General features: G+C 72.3%; 14 protein-coding genes. 11 read left to right on the top strand and 3 right to left on the bottom strand.

The genetic code is table 11. The features are described from left to right. Positions 1 to 140 precede the first annotated feature (140 nt). The 7 genes from moeZ to rsmA all read left to right on the top strand — a co-directional run bounded on the left by moeZ (position 141) and on the right by rsmA (position 8,542). Positions 141 to 1,301, top strand: coding sequence for an adenylyltransferase/sulfurtransferase MoeZ (moeZ, locus tag LP52_RS00185; RefSeq protein ID WP_040269648.1), 1,161 nt, complete (start codon positions 141 to 143; stop codon positions 1,299 to 1,301). A gap of 178 nt (positions 1,302 to 1,479) precedes the next feature. Further along, positions 1,480 to 1,863, top strand: coding sequence for an SPW repeat protein (locus LP52_RS00180; RefSeq protein ID WP_052809250.1), 384 nt, complete (start codon positions 1,480 to 1,482; stop codon positions 1,861 to 1,863). A gap of 54 nt (positions 1,864 to 1,917) precedes the next feature. Then, positions 1,918 to 2,271 (top strand): MGMT family protein, encoded by a 354-nt coding sequence (locus LP52_RS00175; protein ID WP_040269647.1) that lies wholly within the window; start codon positions 1,918 to 1,920, stop codon positions 2,269 to 2,271. Positions 2,272 to 2,841: 570 nt separating this feature from the next. Further along, a complete protein-coding gene (locus LP52_RS00170) occupies positions 2,842 to 4,746 on the top strand; it encodes a P-loop NTPase family protein (RefSeq protein ID WP_040269645.1) in 1,905 nt (634 codons plus the stop codon). A 51-nt stretch (positions 4,747 to 4,797) separates the two neighbouring features. Continuing rightward, on the top strand, positions 4,798 to 6,327 hold the full coding sequence (locus tag LP52_RS00165; RefSeq protein ID WP_157036136.1) for an ABC transporter substrate-binding protein: 1,530 nt from the start codon (positions 4,798 to 4,800) through the stop codon (positions 6,325 to 6,327). Between the two features lie 162 nt (positions 6,328 to 6,489). Beyond that, the gene (locus tag LP52_RS00160) at positions 6,490 to 7,485 is read left to right on the top strand and encodes a LacI family DNA-binding transcriptional regulator (RefSeq protein WP_040269643.1); all 996 of its coding nucleotides are present in this window, start codon (positions 6,490 to 6,492) and stop codon (positions 7,483 to 7,485) included. Between the two features lie 127 nt (positions 7,486 to 7,612). Then, positions 7,613 to 8,542, top strand: coding sequence for a 16S rRNA (adenine(1518)-N(6)/adenine(1519)-N(6))-dimethyltransferase RsmA (gene rsmA, locus LP52_RS00155; protein WP_040269642.1), 930 nt, complete (start codon positions 7,613 to 7,615; stop codon positions 8,540 to 8,542). Between the two features lie 26 nt (positions 8,543 to 8,568). On the opposite strand, the gene LP52_RS00150 is transcribed toward rsmA, so the two are convergent. Next, on the bottom strand, positions 8,569 to 10,599 hold the full coding sequence (locus LP52_RS00150) for a serine/threonine-protein kinase (protein WP_052809248.1): 2,031 nt from the start codon (positions 10,597 to 10,599) through the stop codon (positions 8,569 to 8,571). 237 nt (positions 10,600 to 10,836) lie between these two features. On the opposite strand from LP52_RS00150, the gene LP52_RS00145 reads away from it, so the two are divergent. The 4 genes from LP52_RS00145 to LP52_RS00130 all read left to right on the top strand — a co-directional run bounded on the left by LP52_RS00145 (position 10,837) and on the right by LP52_RS00130 (position 15,495). Further along, entirely contained in the window at positions 10,837 to 11,775 is a 939-nt protein-coding gene (locus LP52_RS00145; RefSeq protein WP_040269641.1) for a 4-(cytidine 5'-diphospho)-2-C-methyl-D-erythritol kinase, read from the top strand. 139 nt (positions 11,776 to 11,914) lie between these two features. Further along, complete coding sequence (locus LP52_RS00140) at positions 11,915 to 12,610, top strand: thiamine pyrophosphate-dependent enzyme (protein ID WP_040269640.1); 696 nt, start codon at positions 11,915 to 11,917, stop codon at positions 12,608 to 12,610. Positions 12,611 to 12,663: 53 nt separating this feature from the next. Beyond that, the gene (locus LP52_RS00135) at positions 12,664 to 13,563 is read left to right on the top strand and encodes a transketolase family protein (protein ID WP_040269744.1); all 900 of its coding nucleotides are present in this window, start codon (positions 12,664 to 12,666) and stop codon (positions 13,561 to 13,563) included. A gap of 129 nt (positions 13,564 to 13,692) precedes the next feature. Then, positions 13,693 to 15,495, top strand: coding sequence for an ABC-F family ATP-binding cassette domain-containing protein (locus LP52_RS00130; RefSeq protein ID WP_040269639.1), 1,803 nt, complete (start codon positions 13,693 to 13,695; stop codon positions 15,493 to 15,495). A gap of 70 nt (positions 15,496 to 15,565) precedes the next feature. On the opposite strand, the gene LP52_RS00125 is transcribed toward LP52_RS00130, so the two are convergent. Both LP52_RS00125 and LP52_RS00120 read right to left on the bottom strand, forming a co-directional pair. Further along, positions 15,566 to 16,540, bottom strand: a complete 975-nt coding sequence (locus LP52_RS00125) for a GDSL-type esterase/lipase family protein (protein ID WP_040269638.1) — start codon at positions 16,538 to 16,540, stop codon at positions 15,566 to 15,568. Positions 16,541 to 16,643: 103 nt separating this feature from the next. Further along, positions 16,644 to 17,132 (bottom strand): MarR family winged helix-turn-helix transcriptional regulator, encoded by a 489-nt coding sequence (locus tag LP52_RS00120; RefSeq protein WP_040269637.1) that lies wholly within the window; start codon positions 17,130 to 17,132, stop codon positions 16,644 to 16,646. Between the last annotated feature and the right edge of the window lie 46 nt (positions 17,133 to 17,178).

Here is a 17,178-nt window from a genome sequence, read left to right as displayed (position 1 = left end):
GCTCGGCCCGCGGCGGGAATGCGAAACCCCGCCCCGTAGGTTGGCTATGAATGCAAGCTCGTCACGTGCCCGTAAACACCCGCGTTCACCCGGCGACGCCCCGGGGACGTGACATCGATGAGGAATGCTGAGGAGCTGCTGTGTCGCTGCCGCCGCTGGTCGAACCGGCCGACGAGCTCACCGTCGACGAGGTTCGCCGCTATTCCCGCCACCTGATCATCCCCGATGTGGGGATGGACGGTCAGAAGCGTCTGAAGAACGCCAAGGTGCTCGTGGTGGGCGCCGGCGGGCTCGGCTCGCCCGCGCTGCTCTACCTGGCCGCCGCCGGCGTCGGCACGCTGGGCGTCGTGGACTTCGACGAGGTCGACGAGTCCAACCTCCAGCGCCAGGTCATCCACGGGCAGAGCGACGTGGGCAAGCCCAAGGCCGAGTCGGCGCGCGAGAGCATCGAGGAGATCAACCCGAACACGAAGGTCGTCCTGCACAAGGAGCACCTCGACTCCGAGAACGCGCTGGAGATCTTCGAGGGCTACGATCTCGTCCTCGACGGAACCGACAACTTCGCGACCCGCTACCTGGTCAACGACGCCTGCGTGCTGCTGAACAAGCCCTACGTGTGGGGTTCGATCTTCCGCTTCGACGGTCAGGTCAGCGTCTTCTGGAACGAGTACGGCCCGCAGTACCGCGACCTCTACCCCGAGCCCCCGCCGCCCGGGATGGTCCCCTCCTGCGCCGAGGGCGGAGTTCTGGGCGTGCTGTGCGCCTCGATCGGCTCGGTCATGGTCAACGAGGCCATCAAGCTGATCTGCGGCATCGGCGAACCGCTGGTCGGCCGCCTGATGATCTACGACGCCCTGGAGATGAGCTGGAAGACGGTCAAGGTCCGCAAGGACCCCGAGGGCGAGCCGATCACCGAGCTCATCGACTACGAGGCGTTCTGCGGCCAGGTCTCCGACGAGGCCGAGCGTGCCGCCCAGGGCTCGACCATCACCGCGGGCGAGCTCAAGGAGATGATGGACAAGGGCGAGGACTTCCACCTCGTCGACGTCCGTGAGAAGCACGAGTACGAGATCGTCAACATCCCCGGCGCCGAGCTCATCCCCAAGGGGGAGTTCCTCAGCGGCGAGGCGTTCGGCAAGCTGCCGCAGGACAAGCGCATCGTCCTGCACTGCAAGTCGGGCGCGCGCTCGGCCGAGGCCCTCGGTGCGCTCAAGGGCGCGGGCTTCGACAGCGCCGTCCACGTCGGCGGCGGCGTGCTGGCCTGGGTCAACCAGGTCGACCCGAGCCTGCCCACCTACTGAGACCGCTATCGGCGCCGATACGCTCCCGGGCCGCCGCGGCACTGCGCCGCGGCGGCCCGTTTCGCCTCCGGAGCCGCGTACTCCACCGCAGCCACAGGGGGCGGCCTCCGTTCCTACGGCCCCACGTCTGGGTAGGTATGCTCGCGGCGGCACCCGACGAGCCTGGAGGTAGGGCGAAATGCGAAACGCCAGAAGGTGGGCGGACTGGCTGGCCCTTATCGCGGGCACGGCCGTCTCCGTCAGCCACGCCTGGCACGGCCTGCTGGGAATCGGCATGGCCATGCTGTTCCTGCTCGGCGTGCTTCTGGTGTTCCTGGCCTGCCTGGCCGTCATCCACCCGGAACTGTTCGTCACCGAGGCGGCCACCGTCGTCACGGGCCTGCTCCTGATCGCGACGCCGTGGCTGTTCGGCTTCGCCGACACCCCGTCCGCGGCCATGACGGCGTGGATCGCCGGCGCCGTCGCGGTGGTCACCGGACTGGTGACGCTGCCGGGCTCCGTCGCGATGTACCGCCGCATCGTCCCGCCGCAGCCCACGGTCGATCGGCAGCCCAGCAGCTAGAAGCCGTCCGACTCCCCAGGACCGGGTCGGCCTGTGCGGTACTACGATCGGCCCATGCCGCACGCGTTCAGCCGCCCCACCGCGTATGTGGAGCGTGTCCTCGAAGTCGTCGAGGCGATTCCGCCCGGCAGGGTCATGAGCTACGGCGACATCGCCGAGTACCTGGGCGAGGCCGGTCCTCGCCAGGTCGGCGCGGTGATGTCGGCCTGGGGCGGCGCCGTCTGCTGGTGGCGCGTCATCCGGGCCGACGGCAGCCCGCCCTCCGGCCACGAGGTCGAGGCGCTGGCCCATTACGCCGCGGAAGCCACCCCCATGCGGCCGAGCGGCGACCGAGTCGACATGCGCCGAGCCGCCTGGGACGGCGAAGCGCCGCCGGAGCGCATGGGGCAGCCGGAGAGCGACGGGTAGACGCGCCTTGCCGCGCCGCGGAAAACGCGCCGGTGGTTCACCGCGTGCTCCGGGCGCCGAACACCTCCTTGATCACAGAATGCGGCCGCCGACGGCACCGCATTCGTCCGACGTGGGTCCACAGGAGGATCCGATTCTCTTCGCGGCGGCGAAGGCGTCGGGTGGCCGGCCTTTCCCGCAGAAGCGCAGATGATGCGGTATCGGGTCGGTAAACGTGCCGACGGTTTCCGATAGCGGACAGAATATCCTCGGTGTTCGTGTGAACCACGGGGCGCCTCGGGAGTCAGAGTTCAGTATCCCGGGGTGCACACCGATTTCGGTCATCTGTTTTCCGTTTTCGCTGAGGCGTGCAGGGAACCACTGCTACATTCACGTTGAACCTGCACGCTAGTCGCGCACAACGGCCGTCCTGGTGCGGCAGGCTGGATTCACGGATCACCGCATTTCCCTCGGACACTTCCGCAACAAGCTCGGCGCGCCCACCTCGCATCCGTTCCCACTCCGGCGCCGGCTCATCGGTCGGCGAGGGGATTGCGGTCCAGGCGCCGGGCGCGGTGGAGGGGAGTTTGAGTGCTCACCGGAAGTACCGGTCGGATCCTCGGCCGCCAGGAGGCGGTCGAGGCACTCGAAGAATGCATCACCAGGAGCGGATCCGCAGAGCAGCCCGCCTTTCTCCTGTTCACGGGAACGGGTGGCAGTGGAAAGACGGCACTGCTGAACAAGCTCGCGGCGGAGATCGATCAGGTCGTGCCGTACGCGCATTTCGACTTCGGCCGGGTGGAAAAGAACGCCGGGCTGCCGGAGGTGCTTTCGGCTCTCGCGTTCGAACTGGGACGGAGATGCCCGGGCTACGGCCGATTGCGGTTCCACCGGCTCGTCGTCGGGCTGCTGGCGATGAGCGAGGACGTCGACGTCTCCGACCCCGACAAGGCGCGGCGCACGATGATCGACGTGCTTCGCAGGAACCGCGGATACGACAAGGTCTGGGAATTCACCCGGGCCAGCGCCGGAGACCTCGCCGGCCTCCTGGGCGTCCCCGCGCCGCTGCGGCCCACCTTCGGAGCGCTGGCGTCGCTCGGCGTCGACTACGTCACCTCGCGTGAGGCCGGGAGCTCCTTCCTGCTGGGTGAGCCGTACCGCTGGTACGGGCACCAGGACCGGGAACACACGGCGGACCCCATGAGAGTCCTCGGGGCGCTCAACCGCCGCGCCGGCAATCTCGACGACCGGGAGAACCGCGAGGCCGTGGAGGGCTTGCTCACCGAGGCGTTCCTCGCCGACCTGCGTGCGGCATTCAGCCACGGCATCCGCTCCAAGCCGGGCATGTATGACTGCGTCGTGCTGCTGGACAACATCGACTCCGAGCTCGGTGAACGCTTCCGGCGCCACTACCTGCGGGCGATCGGCCACAAGCCGCGTGCGGTGCCCCTGGTGGCCGCGGCCACGGCCCGGCAGGCGAGCGAACGCCATGCCAACGAGCACATACGAGTCGTGCCGTTGAGGGAGCTCACCCCCGGCGAGACCGAGGAGCTGGCGCGGCCGGAGCTGCCCGGAGGGGTGGACCACCGCGTCGCACCCCTGGTCCACGGACTCACTGGCGGCCACCCGGGCTCGACGGCGCTGATGCTGGAGGCCGCGGCGACATGGCCGTCGGCCGTCCGGGAGGGAGCCGGCGCGCTGCTGGCCCAGGAGGACCCCCGGAGTGCCGCGGAGGGCAAGCCGGGGGTCCTGGTCGAGCAGCGTCTGCGTGAGGACCTGCTGCGCAGTGTTCCGGACCTGCCCGAGGCCGTGCCCGTGGACGACGCGCTGCTGGCGACGCTGGCCGCGCTCGCCGTCGCCCGCAGCGCCGACGACGCCGCGTGGATCATCTCGGAGCGCCTGGAGGGCGCGTTGCTCGGCGCGGAAGCACTGTGGCGGTCGTGCCTGTGGCACGAGGGCGCCACGACCGGGGACCGGGCTCTCCTGCGCTGGCTGCTGCTGCGCTGGTCCTATCGGCACGGCGACGACACCGTGCCCCGGTTGCGCCGCGAACTGCGGGACCGCTGCCGAACGAGCGGCGACACCGTCGGCGAGCTCTACCACGCTTTGGGGGTCGGCGACGTCGCCGCGTGCGTCCGCGGACTCGCCGAGAGCCTGCCCCACACCGGCGACGCCCGGCCCTGGCTCGATCAGCTGCATGCCGTCACGACCGTTCCCCGTGCCGCTGACGCGCACGCCCCGCCGTCCCCGCACGAGCTGCAGATCGAACTGGCCGGACAGGTGGCGGACGCGGAACCCGGCCACCTTCCCACCGTCGCCCGCGTCACCGTCGGCATGTGGATCGCCGGCGACCCCGGAACCGCGGTCGACCGCTACTACCTGCACACCTGGATCGCCAACGATCTCAGGGAGCTTGCCACCCGCTCCGCGCGCCCGGTGGGCCTGTTCGAGGAGGCCGACCGGCACGACGCACTCGCCCAGGACTGGAAGAGCTAGTCGGCAGGCCGTCAGCCGCCGCGACAGGGCAGCCGAACCGAGGAGGGACACGTGTCACAGGAGAGTACGGCCCAGCACGCCGACTCGGGAGGTATCGCGAGCCCATCGCCTGTGGGGGCGATGCGGCGCAAGCGCCGCATCCTGGCATGGGCGGCGGCCGGCGCGGTGCTCGCACTCGTCGCAGGCGCCGTGTGGTGGGGGGTGCCCGATCTGCGCTGCGGAGGGATGGGGAACGGGGTACGCCACGTCGGCGGCGAGTGCGTCGGGGTCACCGACGGGTCCTTCGAATTCGCTCCCCACCTGAGCGCGGTCCAGAAGGACATCGTGGACGAGAACCAGTGGGCGGCGGAGAAAGCCGCCCAAGAGGACCGTTCGCTGGTACGGGTGGCGCTGCTGGCGCCGCTGACCGCCTCCGAGCGCACGGCGATCGCCCCCGACCAGGTGCGCAACGCGCTGGAAGGCGCCTACGTGGCACTGCACCGGGCGAACCGCACCAGGGAGCTGGGCGACCAGAAGCCGCTGGTCCAGCTCTACCTCGCCAACGAGGGGACTCGGCAGAAGCAGTGGGAGGTCCCGGTGGCCCGGATCGAGGAGATGACCGAGGAAGATCCCCCGTTGGTCGCTGTGATGGGCCAGGCACTGAGCACGACGCGCACCGAGCAGGCGGCGCAGCGGCTGTCCGAGAACGGGATTCCGATCATCACCGGGGCCACGACCGCGGACGGGCTCGACCACGGCAGCATCCCCGGCCTCATCAGGACGGCGCCGAGCAACACCGACTTCGCCACCGCGCTCGATCGCTATCTGCAGGGCCGGGACGATCTGGAAACGGCGATCATGGTCTACGACCGCGTCCCCGAGGACCTGTTCGTCACCTCCCTGCGGAAGGCCTACCGCAACCGGCTCAGCGACCACATCGCCTTCCCCGACCAGCCGTTCGCCGGGCACTCGATAGCCGAAGGCGGGGTGAACGTCTTCTATCCCGTCACACAGAACATCTGCTCGGCAGGCCCCGACATGGTCCTCTTCGCCGGTCGCGCGACCGACCTGCGTGTCTTCCTGGACGCGTTGAGCGAACGCGTCTGCCGGTCCGAGCCGATCTCCGTGCTCTTCGCGGAGATCGGGGAGTACCCCTGGGACGACGAAGACCTCTCCACGCTGCGGGAAGGCAACATCACCCTCCTCAACGCCACCGGCGCCGACCCCCGATGGGGGCAGGACGGCGCCCCGGACGCGCCTGCCGGGTTCGCCGATTTCCACTCCCGATTCAGCGACCTCGTCAGCGGCGATCCCGCGGAAGTGGAGAACGGATACGCCATCACCTACCACGACGCGATGTCCATCACCGTCAACGCGATCCGGATCACCAAGCCGTGGCAGGAGGCCCCTCCGACGCCCCAAGAGGTCCGCGAGCACCTGCTGCTGCTGAACGAGCAGCACGAGGTCCGGGGCGCGACCGGCACCCTGAGCTTCACCGAGAACCGGTCGGGCAATCCGGTGGGCAAGCACGTTCCCGTCGTCCCCGTCCCCTACACCGAAGAGGCGGCCGACGACGATCCCCACATCACCGGCAGTCCGTAGGGCCGCGTGGTGGCGGGCCTGCCGGAAGGCCCGGCGGCCCGCCACCCTCGACCGCGGGTGAACTCGTTTCGAAACGCTCGTGTGGGAGCCTGCGTACGTCGGCGCGCGGTTCGGTCCACGGGGCGGCCGGGCCCGGAAGGCTCCGGGACGAGGGAGCGGGTGATGGCGACCATCAGCGATGTGGCGGCGCGTGCGGGGGTGTCCGTGGCCACGGCCTCGCGGGCGCTCAACGGCAAGGCCACGGTCGATCCCGCGATGGCCGAGCGTGTGCTGTGGGCCGCGGAGGCGCTGGACTACCGGCCCAACGCCCTGGCTCGGAACCTGCGCCGCCAGGAGACCGACGTCGTCGCCCTGGTCATCTCCGACGTGGAGAATCCGTTCTTCACCGCGGTCGCACGCGGTGTGGAGGACGTGGCCCGGGCCGGCGGCTACTCGGTGCTGCTGTGCAATTCCGACGAGAGCGTCGGCAAGGAGCGCGAGTACGTGCGGGTGGCCGTCCAGGACCGCGCCGCCGGGGTGATCATCTCCAGCACCGGCGACGAGCGCAACACCGAGTTGCTGCGCGCCGACGGCATGCCCATGGTCGCCGTCGACCGCCCCGCGCCCGGCGCTCCCGCCGACACGGTGCTCGTCGACTCCCGGCAGGCCGCCGCCGAGGCCACGCGCCACCTGCTCGCCCAGGGGTACGGCCGCGTCGGGTGCATCACCGGCCCCGAGGGCATCCGCACCGCCGACGACCGCCTCGCCGGCTACCGCGAGGCCCTGCGCGAAGCGGGCATGGACACGTCGCCTCACCTGGTGCGCCGCGCCCCGTTCAAGGAGGAGGGAGCGGCCGCCGCCGCGCGCCGGATGCTGGACGGCGCCGAGCGCCCCGACGCCCTGCTGGTGGCCAGCAGCTCCATGGCCACCGGCGTCCTGCACACCATGCGCGACTTGGCACTGCGGCCGGGACGAGACGTGGGCGTGGTCGCCTTCGACGAGGCGTCATGGGCCACGCTGGTCGACCCGCCGCTGTCGGTGGTCTCCCAGCCGGCCTACGACGTCGGCACGACGGCCGCCCACCTGCTGTTGGCCCGCATCGGCGACGCCGAGCGGGCTCCTGAGACCACGGTGCTGAGCGCGGAGCTCGTCGAGCGGGGACGCTCCCGCAAGGAGTGACCCGCGTCGGAATCCGATTCCCGGAACCGGCGATCCGGCGATCCGGCGGGTCGAAGGCCGAGGGCGGGGCGGCGCCCGCTCCGGTGCTCCACGGCGCGGCCGGACCGTGTGCTGGCAGAATGTTACGGTGACCGAATCCGACTCCTCCGGCGATGCGCGTCTGCTCACACCCGGCGACGTGCGGCGGCTGGCCGAGCGCACAGGGCTGCGGCCGACCAAGACGCTCGGGCAGAACTTCGTCGTCGACGGCGGGACCGTGCGGCGCATCGTGCGCACGGCCGAGGTGGGCGCCGACGACGTGGTGCTTGAGGTCGGCCCCGGACTCGGGTCGCTGACTCTCGCGCTGCTGCCCCACGTCCGCGCGGTCACGGCCGTGGAGATCGATCCGCGCCTGGCCGATGCGCTGCCCAAGACGGCGGAGGAGTTCTGCCCCGCCCACGTCGACCGGCTGCGCGTGGTCACCGCCGACGCGATGCGCATCACCGAGATACCCGGCCCCGCCCCCACGGCGCTGGTCGCCAACCTGCCCTACAACGTCGCCGTCCCCGTGCTGCTCCATCTGCTGGAGCGGCTGCCGAGCCTGCGCCGAGTGCTGGTCATGGTCCAGGCGGAGGTCGCCGACCGGCTCGCCGCCGGGCCGGGCAGCCGTACCTACGGGGCGCCCTCGGCCAAGGCGGCCTGGTACGCCGAGGTGCGCAGGGCGGGGTCGGTCGGGCGCAGCGTGTTCTGGCCGGTGCCCAACGTCGGCTCCGGGCTCGTCGCGCTGCGGCGCCGAACCGCGCCGCCCGTCGGCGCCGAGGGGGCGCTTCCCGACCGCCGTGCGGTGTTCGCCGTCGTCGACGCGGCCTTCGCGCAGCGGCGCAAGACGCTGCGTGCGGCGCTGGCAGGCTGGGCGGGCTCGGCGCCTGCGGCCGAGCGGGTGCTGCGAGCCGCCGGCATCGACCCGGGCGCCCGCGGGGAGTCGCTGGACATCGGGGCCTTCGCCAGGATCGCCGCGCACGCCGACAGCGCCGCGGAACCGGGCGGCGCGGACGGCGCAGGGCGCGAGAGCGGCTGAACCCGAGGCTCTGGGCTTCCCGGGCCTCAGCCCGCCTTGGTGACGTCGGCGACCTCGACCACGGCGGGGGGACCGCCGTCTCCGCTGCTCAAGTGCAGCGCGCCGGTGTCGACCTCCTCCCCGTCCGAGACGATGAACACCAGCTGGCCCTCGGCCTGCTCGCCGCTGGGGACCGACCGCCACAGCGGGGCCTGGCTCTCGGCCCCCAAGGGCTCCGACGCCGTCAGGAACTCCTGCTCGCCCTTTGCCAGCCGCTGCCTGCTGTGCTCCAGGGAGATGCGCTCGGGGCTGGTGTTCTGCACCGACAGCGCGAACACGCAGTAGGTTCCGCGGTGGACCCTGGAGCGGCCCTCGACCTCGGGGGAGCACTCGTACTCCTGCACTCGGAACACCATGCGGCCGTCGCTGGCGGTGTTAGGCGCCGAGGACGCACCGGCGTCCGGGTCCTCGTCCGCGCCCTCGGGAGCGGCCTGTTCGCCGCCGTCCGCGCCGGAGTCCTCCGAACCCGCGGCCGCCCCCGGCCAGAGCAGGTTCTGCATCCCCAGCAGGGTCAGCGTGGTGAACAGCAGCACGACGAGGACGATGGCGGCCACCGCGGTGATCGCCACCCAGCGCCGCCGCTTGCCCGGCTGCATGGGCCGATGCGGCGGCAGCGAGGCGGGCGGCACGTAGGGCTGTGCGTGCGGGCGGGCGTTGCGGCCGCCCTGCTCCTGGCCGGGCGGCACCTGCGGAACGGGCCCCGTCTGGTTCGGCGCGACCGCCGGGAACTGGCCCGTCTGGCGCCCCTGCTGGCCCTGGGGCGGCTGCGGACCGGGCCCTTGCGGTCCGCCGTGACCGCCCGGACCGCTCTGCCCCTGAGGCCCGGGGGCCGACTGGGGCGGAGGCGGCGCCGAGGGGCCCTGCGAAGCCTGGGGGGCCTGGGGCGCCATGCCCGCAGCACGCGGCATGGGCTGGCTGTGGTGGTTGGGCTGCGCCGGCATCGGCGCATGCTGCGGCGGCCCCGGGTAGGGCTGGCCGGCTTGGCCGGACTGGCCGCCGCCGTGGGGCGGTCCGGGAGGCCCCGGCTGGGCGGGGTAGGGCATGCCGGTGGCGCTCTGGCGCGGATTGGGCGGCGGCCCGGGCGGGGGCGGCATGGGAGCCGCGGGCGGCAGATTGGGCCGCCACGAGTTGTGCAGCGCGTGGCTGACCATCTCGTTGGCGTCACCGCCGCCGCTGGTGGCCTCCTCGCCGCCGGCCAGCTCCAGCAGCAGGTCCTGGGCCTTGGGGCGCCGCTCGGGCTCCTTGGCCAGCGCCTGGGCCACCAGCCGGTCCAACGGGCTGTCGAGGCCGCCGATCTGCGGTTCGGCGAACAGTACCCGCTTGCCCAGAGTCATGGCGTCGCCGTTGCCGAACGGATGGACGCCGCTGCCCGCGAACGCCACCAGGCATCCCCAGGCGAAGATGTCGGCGGAGGTGGTGACGTTCTCCTCCAGCAGCTGCTCCGGCGCCATCCAGCCGGGGCTGCCCATGACGATGCCGGTCTGCGTGTGGTTGGCGGAGGTGTTCATCGCCCGCGCGATGCCGAAGTCGATCACCCGCGGCCCTGACAGCGACAGCAGCACGTTGGCCGGCTTCAGGTCGCGGTGCACGAGGCCGGTGCGGTGGATGGCCGCCAGCGCGGCGGCGATCCCGAGCGCGAAGCCGTGCAGCGTGCTGGAGTCCAGGGCCCCGTGCTCGGAGACGTGCTCGGCCAGCGCGGTGCCCGCGATGTACTCGGTGACCATGTAGGGGCGGCCCTCGAAGGTGCCGTGGTCGAGCACCTTGGCCGTGCAGAAGGAGGCCACCCTGCGGGCGTTCTCCATCTCGTCGCGGAAGCGCGCGCGAGTGGGCTCGTCGAAGGCGAGCTCGGGCCGGATCACCTTTATCGCGACTTGGGCGCCCTTCTCGGGGGTACGGCCCAGGTAGACCGTCCCCATTCCTCCGCTGCCCAGGCGGCCGGCCAGCACATAGGGGCCGATGGTCGCCGGATCTCCGGCGGCCAACGGTTCCAGGTTCTTCGGGAGCCCATCCGACGGCAAGCGACCCTCCCCGACGGTGTCCTAACTCCGCCTGGCCCCAAGGTAGCGGTGTTCGTGCCCAGATACCCACCCGGGCAGGCCACGGCGCCCGCATCCGGACAGCCGGGAACCCGGCGCGGGCAGGAGACCGCCGATGAACCGCCCGCCGCCGTCACTCGGCCGCGCCCGGGGCAGGGGCGACCGAAGTCGCAGTACGGGGGTTCACCGGGGCGGGGATTCCTTTACGATCTAGGACTCGTGACCACTACGACCGCCGTGACCGTTCGGGTCCCCGCGAAGGTGAACCTCCAGCTGGCGGTTGGGCCGGCGCGCGAAGATGGATACCACGATCTGGTCAATGTCTTCCACGCAGTAGCGCTGTTCGACGAGGTTACCGTCACCGGTGCCCGAACGCGCGCAACCGGAGGCCCAGTCGAGCTGACGGCCGAGGACGCGAGCGGGGGCGGGCTGGCCTCGCACGTGGCCCGCGTGCCGCTCGACTCCACGAACCTGGCCTGGCGTGCCGCCGAGCTGCTCGCGCGCGAGACCGGCGCGCGGGAACCGGTGCGCCTGCACCTGCGCAAGGCGATCCCGGTCGCCGGCGGGATGGCGGGCGGCAGCGCCGACGCCGCAGCCGCGCTGGTGGCCTGCGACGCGTTCTGGGGCACCGGGCTGGACCGCGACGGGCTGCTGGAGCTGGCCGCCCGGCTCGGCAGCGACGTCGCGTTCCCGCTGCTCGGCGGCACGGCGGTGGGTACCGGCCGCGGCGAGGTGCTCGCGCCGGCCCGCTGTGCGGCGCGGCTGCACTGGGCCTTCGCGCTGTCCGAGGGCGGACTGCCCACGCCCGGCGTCTTCGCCGCCTACGACCGCCTGCGCCCCGACGCGCGGGAGCCCCAAGGCGATTCCGCGCTGATGGCGGCGCTGGCGGAGGGCGACGCACCCGCCGTCGGCGCCGCGCTGAGCAACGACCTGCAGCCCGCCGCGCTGGAGCTGCGCCCGGTACTGGCCGAGACGCTGCAGGCCGGCAGGGCGGCGGGGGCGCTGGGCGCCTTCGTGTCCGGATCCGGCCCGACGTGTGCGTTCCTGGCCGCCTCCGCCGAGCATGCCGAGCGGGTCGCAGCAGCGGTGCGCACCGCCCCCGACTGCGCGTACGCCGTCACCGCCTACGGCGACGTACCGGGCACGACGATCCTCTGAGCGCCGCGCGGCGCGCGCCTGCCGTTCGCCACCGACCCGGGCCCCTTGCGCCGCCGGGTGCCGCACCTCACACCCGGCTTCGCGTGCGTCGCATCCGGGGTATTGACCTCAAGTTCGGTTCAGGTCGGAGACTGGCGCCATGCCGACTGCACCAGCGCTCACCAGATACGCCGACCTGCCCGCGCTGTCGGGCCTGATGACCGGCGACGAGAAGCACCGCAGCGCGGCCGAGTCCACCCGCGAGGTGCTGTGGGTGCTCTACGACCGCGTCCTCGACGTCTCGCCCGAGACCGCTGACGACCCCGACCGCGACCGGTTCCTGTTGTCCAAGGGCCACGGGCCCGTGCCCTACTACGCGGTGCTCGCCGCGAAGGGCTTCATCGACCTGGCGACCCTGCGGCGCTGGGCCGCGTTCGACTCCCCGCTGGGCCACCACCCCGATCGGACGCTGATCCCCGGCGTGGAGATCAGCAGCGGCTCGCTCGGCCACGGCCTGGGGCTGGGCGTGGGCACCGCGCTCGGACTGAGGGCCCAGGGCCGCCCCCGGCCGCGCGTCGTCGTCCTGATGGGCGACGGCGAGCTCGACGAGGGCAGCAACCACGAGGCCATCGCCGCCGCAGGCCGCATGGGCCTCGACAACCTCACCGCCGTCGTGGTCGACAACTCCTCGGCCACCCACGGCTGGCCCGGCGGAATCGACGCGCGATTCTCCGCCGAGGACTGGCAGACCCGTTCGGCGCCCGGCCGCGACCGGTCCGCCCTCTACGACGCACTGACGCGGCCGCACCGCGGACGGCCGCTCGCCGTGGTCGCCCGCGTCCGCCCGAAGGGATGACAGCCATGACAGCAGCACCGCCCGCACCGGCTCCGGCAGTGGCCGCCCAACCCATGCGCGACACCTTCGCCGACGTCGTCGCCGCCGCGCTGGACACCGACCCGCGGCTCGCCCTGGTCCTCGCCGACATCTCGGCGGGCCTCTTCACCGACGCGGCCCGGCGCCACCCCGACCGCGTCGTCAACCTGGGCATCCGCGAACAGCTGATGATCGGGGTGGCCGGCGGCCTGGCGCTCACCGGTATGCGGCCGATCGCCCACACCTTCGCGCCCTTCCTGGTGGAGCGGCCCTTCGAGCAGGTCAAGCTCGACCTGGGCCACCAAGGCGTCGGAGCGGTCCTGGTCAGCTCCGGGGCCTCCTACGACAGCCCCTACTACGGCAGGACCCACATGGCGCCCGGCGACGTCGCGCTGCTGGACTCGCTGCCCGAGTGGACCGTGCACGTGCCGGGCCACGCCGACGAGGTCGCCCCGCTGCTTGAATCGGCGCTGCACCAGGAGGGCAACGTCTACCTGCGGCTGAGCGAGCGCGGCAACGCCGCGGCCCGCCCCACCGGGCCGGGGCTGCAGACGGTCCGGTCGGGCTCGGCGCGCTCCACCGGCGTCGCCGTCGCGGTCGGTCCCATGCTGGACCGCGTGCTCGCCGCCACCGAGGACCTGGACGTCACGGTCGCCTATGCCGCCACCGTGCGCCCCTTCGACAGGGAGGGGCTGAACCGCCTCGTGGCGCGGGCCGGACAGGCCGACGTGCTTGTGGTCGAGCCCTACCTGGAGGGCACCTCGGCTCACGAGGTCGCCGCCGCGCTCGCCGACCGCCGCCACCGGCAGCGCTCACTGGGCGTGCGCCGCGACACCGAGGTGCGCGGCTACGGCACCCCCGCCGACCACGACCGGGCCCACGGCCTCGACACCGCCGGCATCGCCGAGCGGGCCCGCGCGTTCTTCCTGCCGTGATCACGGCGGCTCCGCCCGACCGCGGGCGGAGCCGGCGCGGCCCTCCTCGCCGCGGCCGCCGCGCCGGGGAGCCGTTCCTGTGGACCATGTTCGCGGGCACCCGCGCAGGCCACCACAATGGGAAGCACGATGACGAATCTCGTGAACCTGCAAGACGTGTCCCTGGCATACGGGCCGCTCGTACTGCTCGACAACGTCTCCCTCGGTGTCGACGAAGGCGACCGCATCGGCGTGGTCGGGCGCAACGGCGGCGGCAAGTCCACTCTGGTCTCGGTGATCGCGGGGCGTACCCCGCCCGCCTCCGGGCGCATCGTGCACAGCCGCGGCCTGCGCATCGGCTTCCTGCAGCAGAGCGACACCTTCCCCGAGGCCACCGTCGGCGGGTTCGTCCTGGGCGACCTCGCCGAGCACGAGTGGGCGGGCAGCGCCCGGGTGCGCGACGTTCTGCGGGGGCTGCTCAGCGGGTGGGACCTCGACGTCTCCATGTCCACCCTCTCCGGCGGCGAGCGCCGCCGGGCGGCGATCGCGCGGCTGCTGATCGACAGCCACGACCTCGTCATCCTCGACGAGCCCACCAACCACCTGGACCTTGAGGCCATCGCGTGGCTGGCCGAGCACCTGCGCGGGCGCCGCGAAGCGCTCACGGTCGTCACCCACGACCGGTGGTTCCTCGACGCCGTGACCAACCGCACCTGGGAGGTCGTCGACGGCCGCGTCGAACGCTACGAGGGCGGCTACGCCGCCTACGTGCTCGCCAAGGCCGAGCGCGAGCGACTGGCGGCCGCGGCCGAGGAGCGGCGCCAGAACCTCATGCGCAAGGAGTTGGCGTGGCTGCGCCGCGGGCCGCCGGCCCGCACCTCCAAACCGAAGTTCCGCGTCGAGGCCGCCAACGCCCTGATCGCGGGCGAGCCGCCGCCCCGAAACACCGTGGAACTGGTGCGCTTCGCCAGCTCCCGCCTGGGCAAGACGGTCGTCGACACCGAGGACCTCACGCTCACCGCCGACAGCACCGTCCTGCTCGACAGACTCGACTGGCAGCTGGGGCCGGGGGAGCGCATCGGTCTGGTCGGCGTCAACGGCTCGGGCAAGACCTCGCTGCTGCGGGCACTGGCCGGGGAGCGCGATCCCGACGGCGGACGGGTGCGCCACGGCAAGACGGTGAACCTGGCCCACCTGTCCCAGACGCTGGCCGAGCTGGACCCCGACAAGCGCCCGCTGCAGGCGGTCGAGGAGGTCCGACGGCACATCACCTTCGGCGGCAAGGAGGTCACCGCCAGCCAGATGCTGGAGCGGTTCGGGTTCCGCGGCGAGCGCCAGTGGACCCCGATCGGCGAACTCTCCGGCGGCGAGCGGCGGCGCCTGCAGCTGCTGCGGCTGCTGATGAACGAGCCCAACGTCCTGCTCATGGACGAGCCCACGAACGACCTCGACATCGAGACGCTCACCGAGCTGGAAGACCTCCTCGACGGCTGGCCGGGCACACTGGTGGTGGTCAGCCACGACCGGTGGTTCCTGGAGCGCGTCTCCGACCGTGTGATGGCGCTGATGGGCGACGGCGACCTGCTGTTCCTGCCGGGCGGCGTCGACGAGTACCTGCAGCGCCGCGCACGCCAGACCGACGCCGGCGCCGCCGTGCCCGGGCACCGCCCCGAGGCCGGCACCGGCGGCGGGTCCGGCGGCGGGTCCGAGCCGGAGGCCGCCCCCAGGCTCTCGGCGGGCGAGCGGCGCTCCGTGCAGAAGGAGACCCAGCGCATCGAGCGCCGCCTCGACCGCATCGGCACGCGCGAGTCCGAACTCCACGAGCAGATGGCCCAAGCGGCCGACGACTACACGCGTCTGGCCGAACTCGACTCCGAGCTCAAGGCCCTCCAGGCCGAGAAGGAGGAGCTCGAGGAGGCCTGGCTCAACGAAGCGGAGAAGATCAGCGACTGACCGGCGTCGGCCGTCGACCGGCAGCAGGGTGCCGGTCGGCGGCGATCGGCCGCCCGGCGGCGGGTGGCGGCTACTCGACGTTGGCGGCGAAGGTTTCGGCTATTTCGGCGGCGCCGGCCTGGTTGGTGTGGATGTCGGGCCCGCGGGCGGTGTCGCACATCCAGGTGTAGTCGCAGATGTTCTGCACGTTCGCGGGCATGTCCGTATCGCTGTCCTCGGGGACCTCGAAGTCGGACGACTCGAACGCCTCGGCCACGTCGGCGACATCGATGCCCGCATCGGAGTAGGACTCGGTGATCACGGAGTTCATCTCCTCGAAGACGCCGGTGGCGTAGTCGACGGTCTCGCTCGCGGCGGCACCGTCGCCGCCCGCCGCGCCGTCCTCCAGCAGCAGGGCCGCCAGGAACGGGTTGTAGTAGGTCATGCCGACGATCTGCACGTCGTCGCCTGCTGCGTCGCGCAGGCGCGTGGCGATGACGGGCATCTCCTCCGTGAGGCGTTCCAGGCCCTCGTCGACGCATTCGCGGTCGATGTCGGTGAGCCGGGACAGGGCGGGCCCGTCGGCCCCCTCCGCCGAGCCGGTGCTCGAGCCGTCCCCGCTCTCCACGGCCTCCAGGACGCAGCCCGTGAAGTTGTTGGCTCCGATGCCGACGGTCACCAGTTCCGTGCGGTCGCCGTTCTCCTTGAGGAACCGCTCGGCCTGGGCCAGCTGGGAGCCCTCCTCGTAGCGGTCGGCGCAGCGCTCCAGCCCGCCGTCGACGAAGCTTGTGGTGTCCTCGCCGCCGCAGCCCAGGCGCTCGTGGGCGAGCGTGGAGTCGCGGTCGTAGAGGATCGTGTGGAGGGCGTCGGTGTAGCCCTGCCGGGTCTGCTCGAGAGTCCCGTCCTCGTCGGGCTGCACACCCACCGCCAGGGAGTCGCCCAGCGAGAGGTAGAAGCGCTTGCGCGGCGCCTCCTGCGCGTCGTCCTCGGAAGAACAGGCCGTCAGCGAGCCTGCGAGGATCAGGGCCGCCGCCGCGGCGGCGGCGGAACACCAGCGGTCGTCCACGTCGTCACACTTTCTCTTGCACCCTGAAACCGGCGTGCCGGGGCGGCATCCCGGTGAGAGCGGGGCGGATACCGCCGGGTGACAAGAGTGGCCGACGGGCCCGTCACTCGTCGAGGGGTGACAGCACCGATCGCAGCAGCGAGGCCAGGGCCCGGCGGTCTTCGCGGGGCACCCCGGACAGCAGCGACTCCTCGTAGTCGACCAGCGCCGCCAGCGCCCCGTCGACGCGCTCGCGCCCCTCGGGGGCCAGCCGCACCAGCACGCCGCGCTTGTCGGCGGGATCCGGGCCGCGGCGCACCAGCCCGGCGGCGGCGAGCCGGTCGATGCGATTGGTCATGGTGCCGGAGGTGACCAGCGTGGCGCGCAGCAGTCGGCCGGGGCTGAGCTCGTAGGGCGGGCCCGATCGGCGCAGCTCGGCCAGGACGTCGAATTCCCAGGGCTCAAGGCCGTGCTCGGTGAAGACGGCGCGCCGGGCGCGGTCCAGGAGCCGGGCCAGGCGGGATACCCGGCTGAACACCTGGAGGGGCTCGATGTCGAGGTCGGGGCGCTCGGCGCGCCACGCCTCGACCAGACCGTCGACCTCATCACGCATGCCGCCAGCCTATCTCTTGATATCAAGATAGTGGCGCCCGGTGCGG

The organism is Streptomonospora alba, assembly GCF_000826685.1.
GTDB lineage: Bacteria > Actinomycetota > Actinomycetes > Streptosporangiales > Streptosporangiaceae > Streptomonospora > Streptomonospora alba.
The sequence above is the reverse complement of the archived record's forward strand: the minus strand, read 5'-3'. Positions and strand labels throughout refer to the sequence as shown.

What these genes read in the sequence shown, in the direction of transcription:
- LP52_RS00180 (WP_052809250.1), top strand. Translation starts at nt 1,480, where the DNA reads ATGCGAAACGCCAGAAGGTGGGCGGACTGGCTGGCCCTTATCGCGGGC.
- LP52_RS00175 (WP_040269647.1), top strand. Translation starts at nt 1,918, where the DNA reads ATGCCGCACGCGTTCAGCCGCCCCACCGCGTATGTGGAGCGTGTCCTC.
- LP52_RS00160 (WP_040269643.1), top strand. Translation starts at nt 6,490, where the DNA reads ATGGCGACCATCAGCGATGTGGCGGCGCGTGCGGGGGTGTCCGTGGCC.
- LP52_RS00140 (WP_040269640.1), top strand. Translation starts at nt 11,915, where the DNA reads ATGCCGACTGCACCAGCGCTCACCAGATACGCCGACCTGCCCGCGCTG.
- LP52_RS00135 (WP_040269744.1), top strand. Translation starts at nt 12,664, where the DNA reads ATGCGCGACACCTTCGCCGACGTCGTCGCCGCCGCGCTGGACACCGAC.
- LP52_RS00130 (WP_040269639.1), top strand. Translation starts at nt 13,693, where the DNA reads ATGACGAATCTCGTGAACCTGCAAGACGTGTCCCTGGCATACGGGCCG.
- LP52_RS00120 (WP_040269637.1), bottom strand. Translation starts at nt 17,132, where the DNA reads ATGCGTGATGAGGTCGACGGTCTGGTCGAGGCGTGGCGCGCCGAGCGC.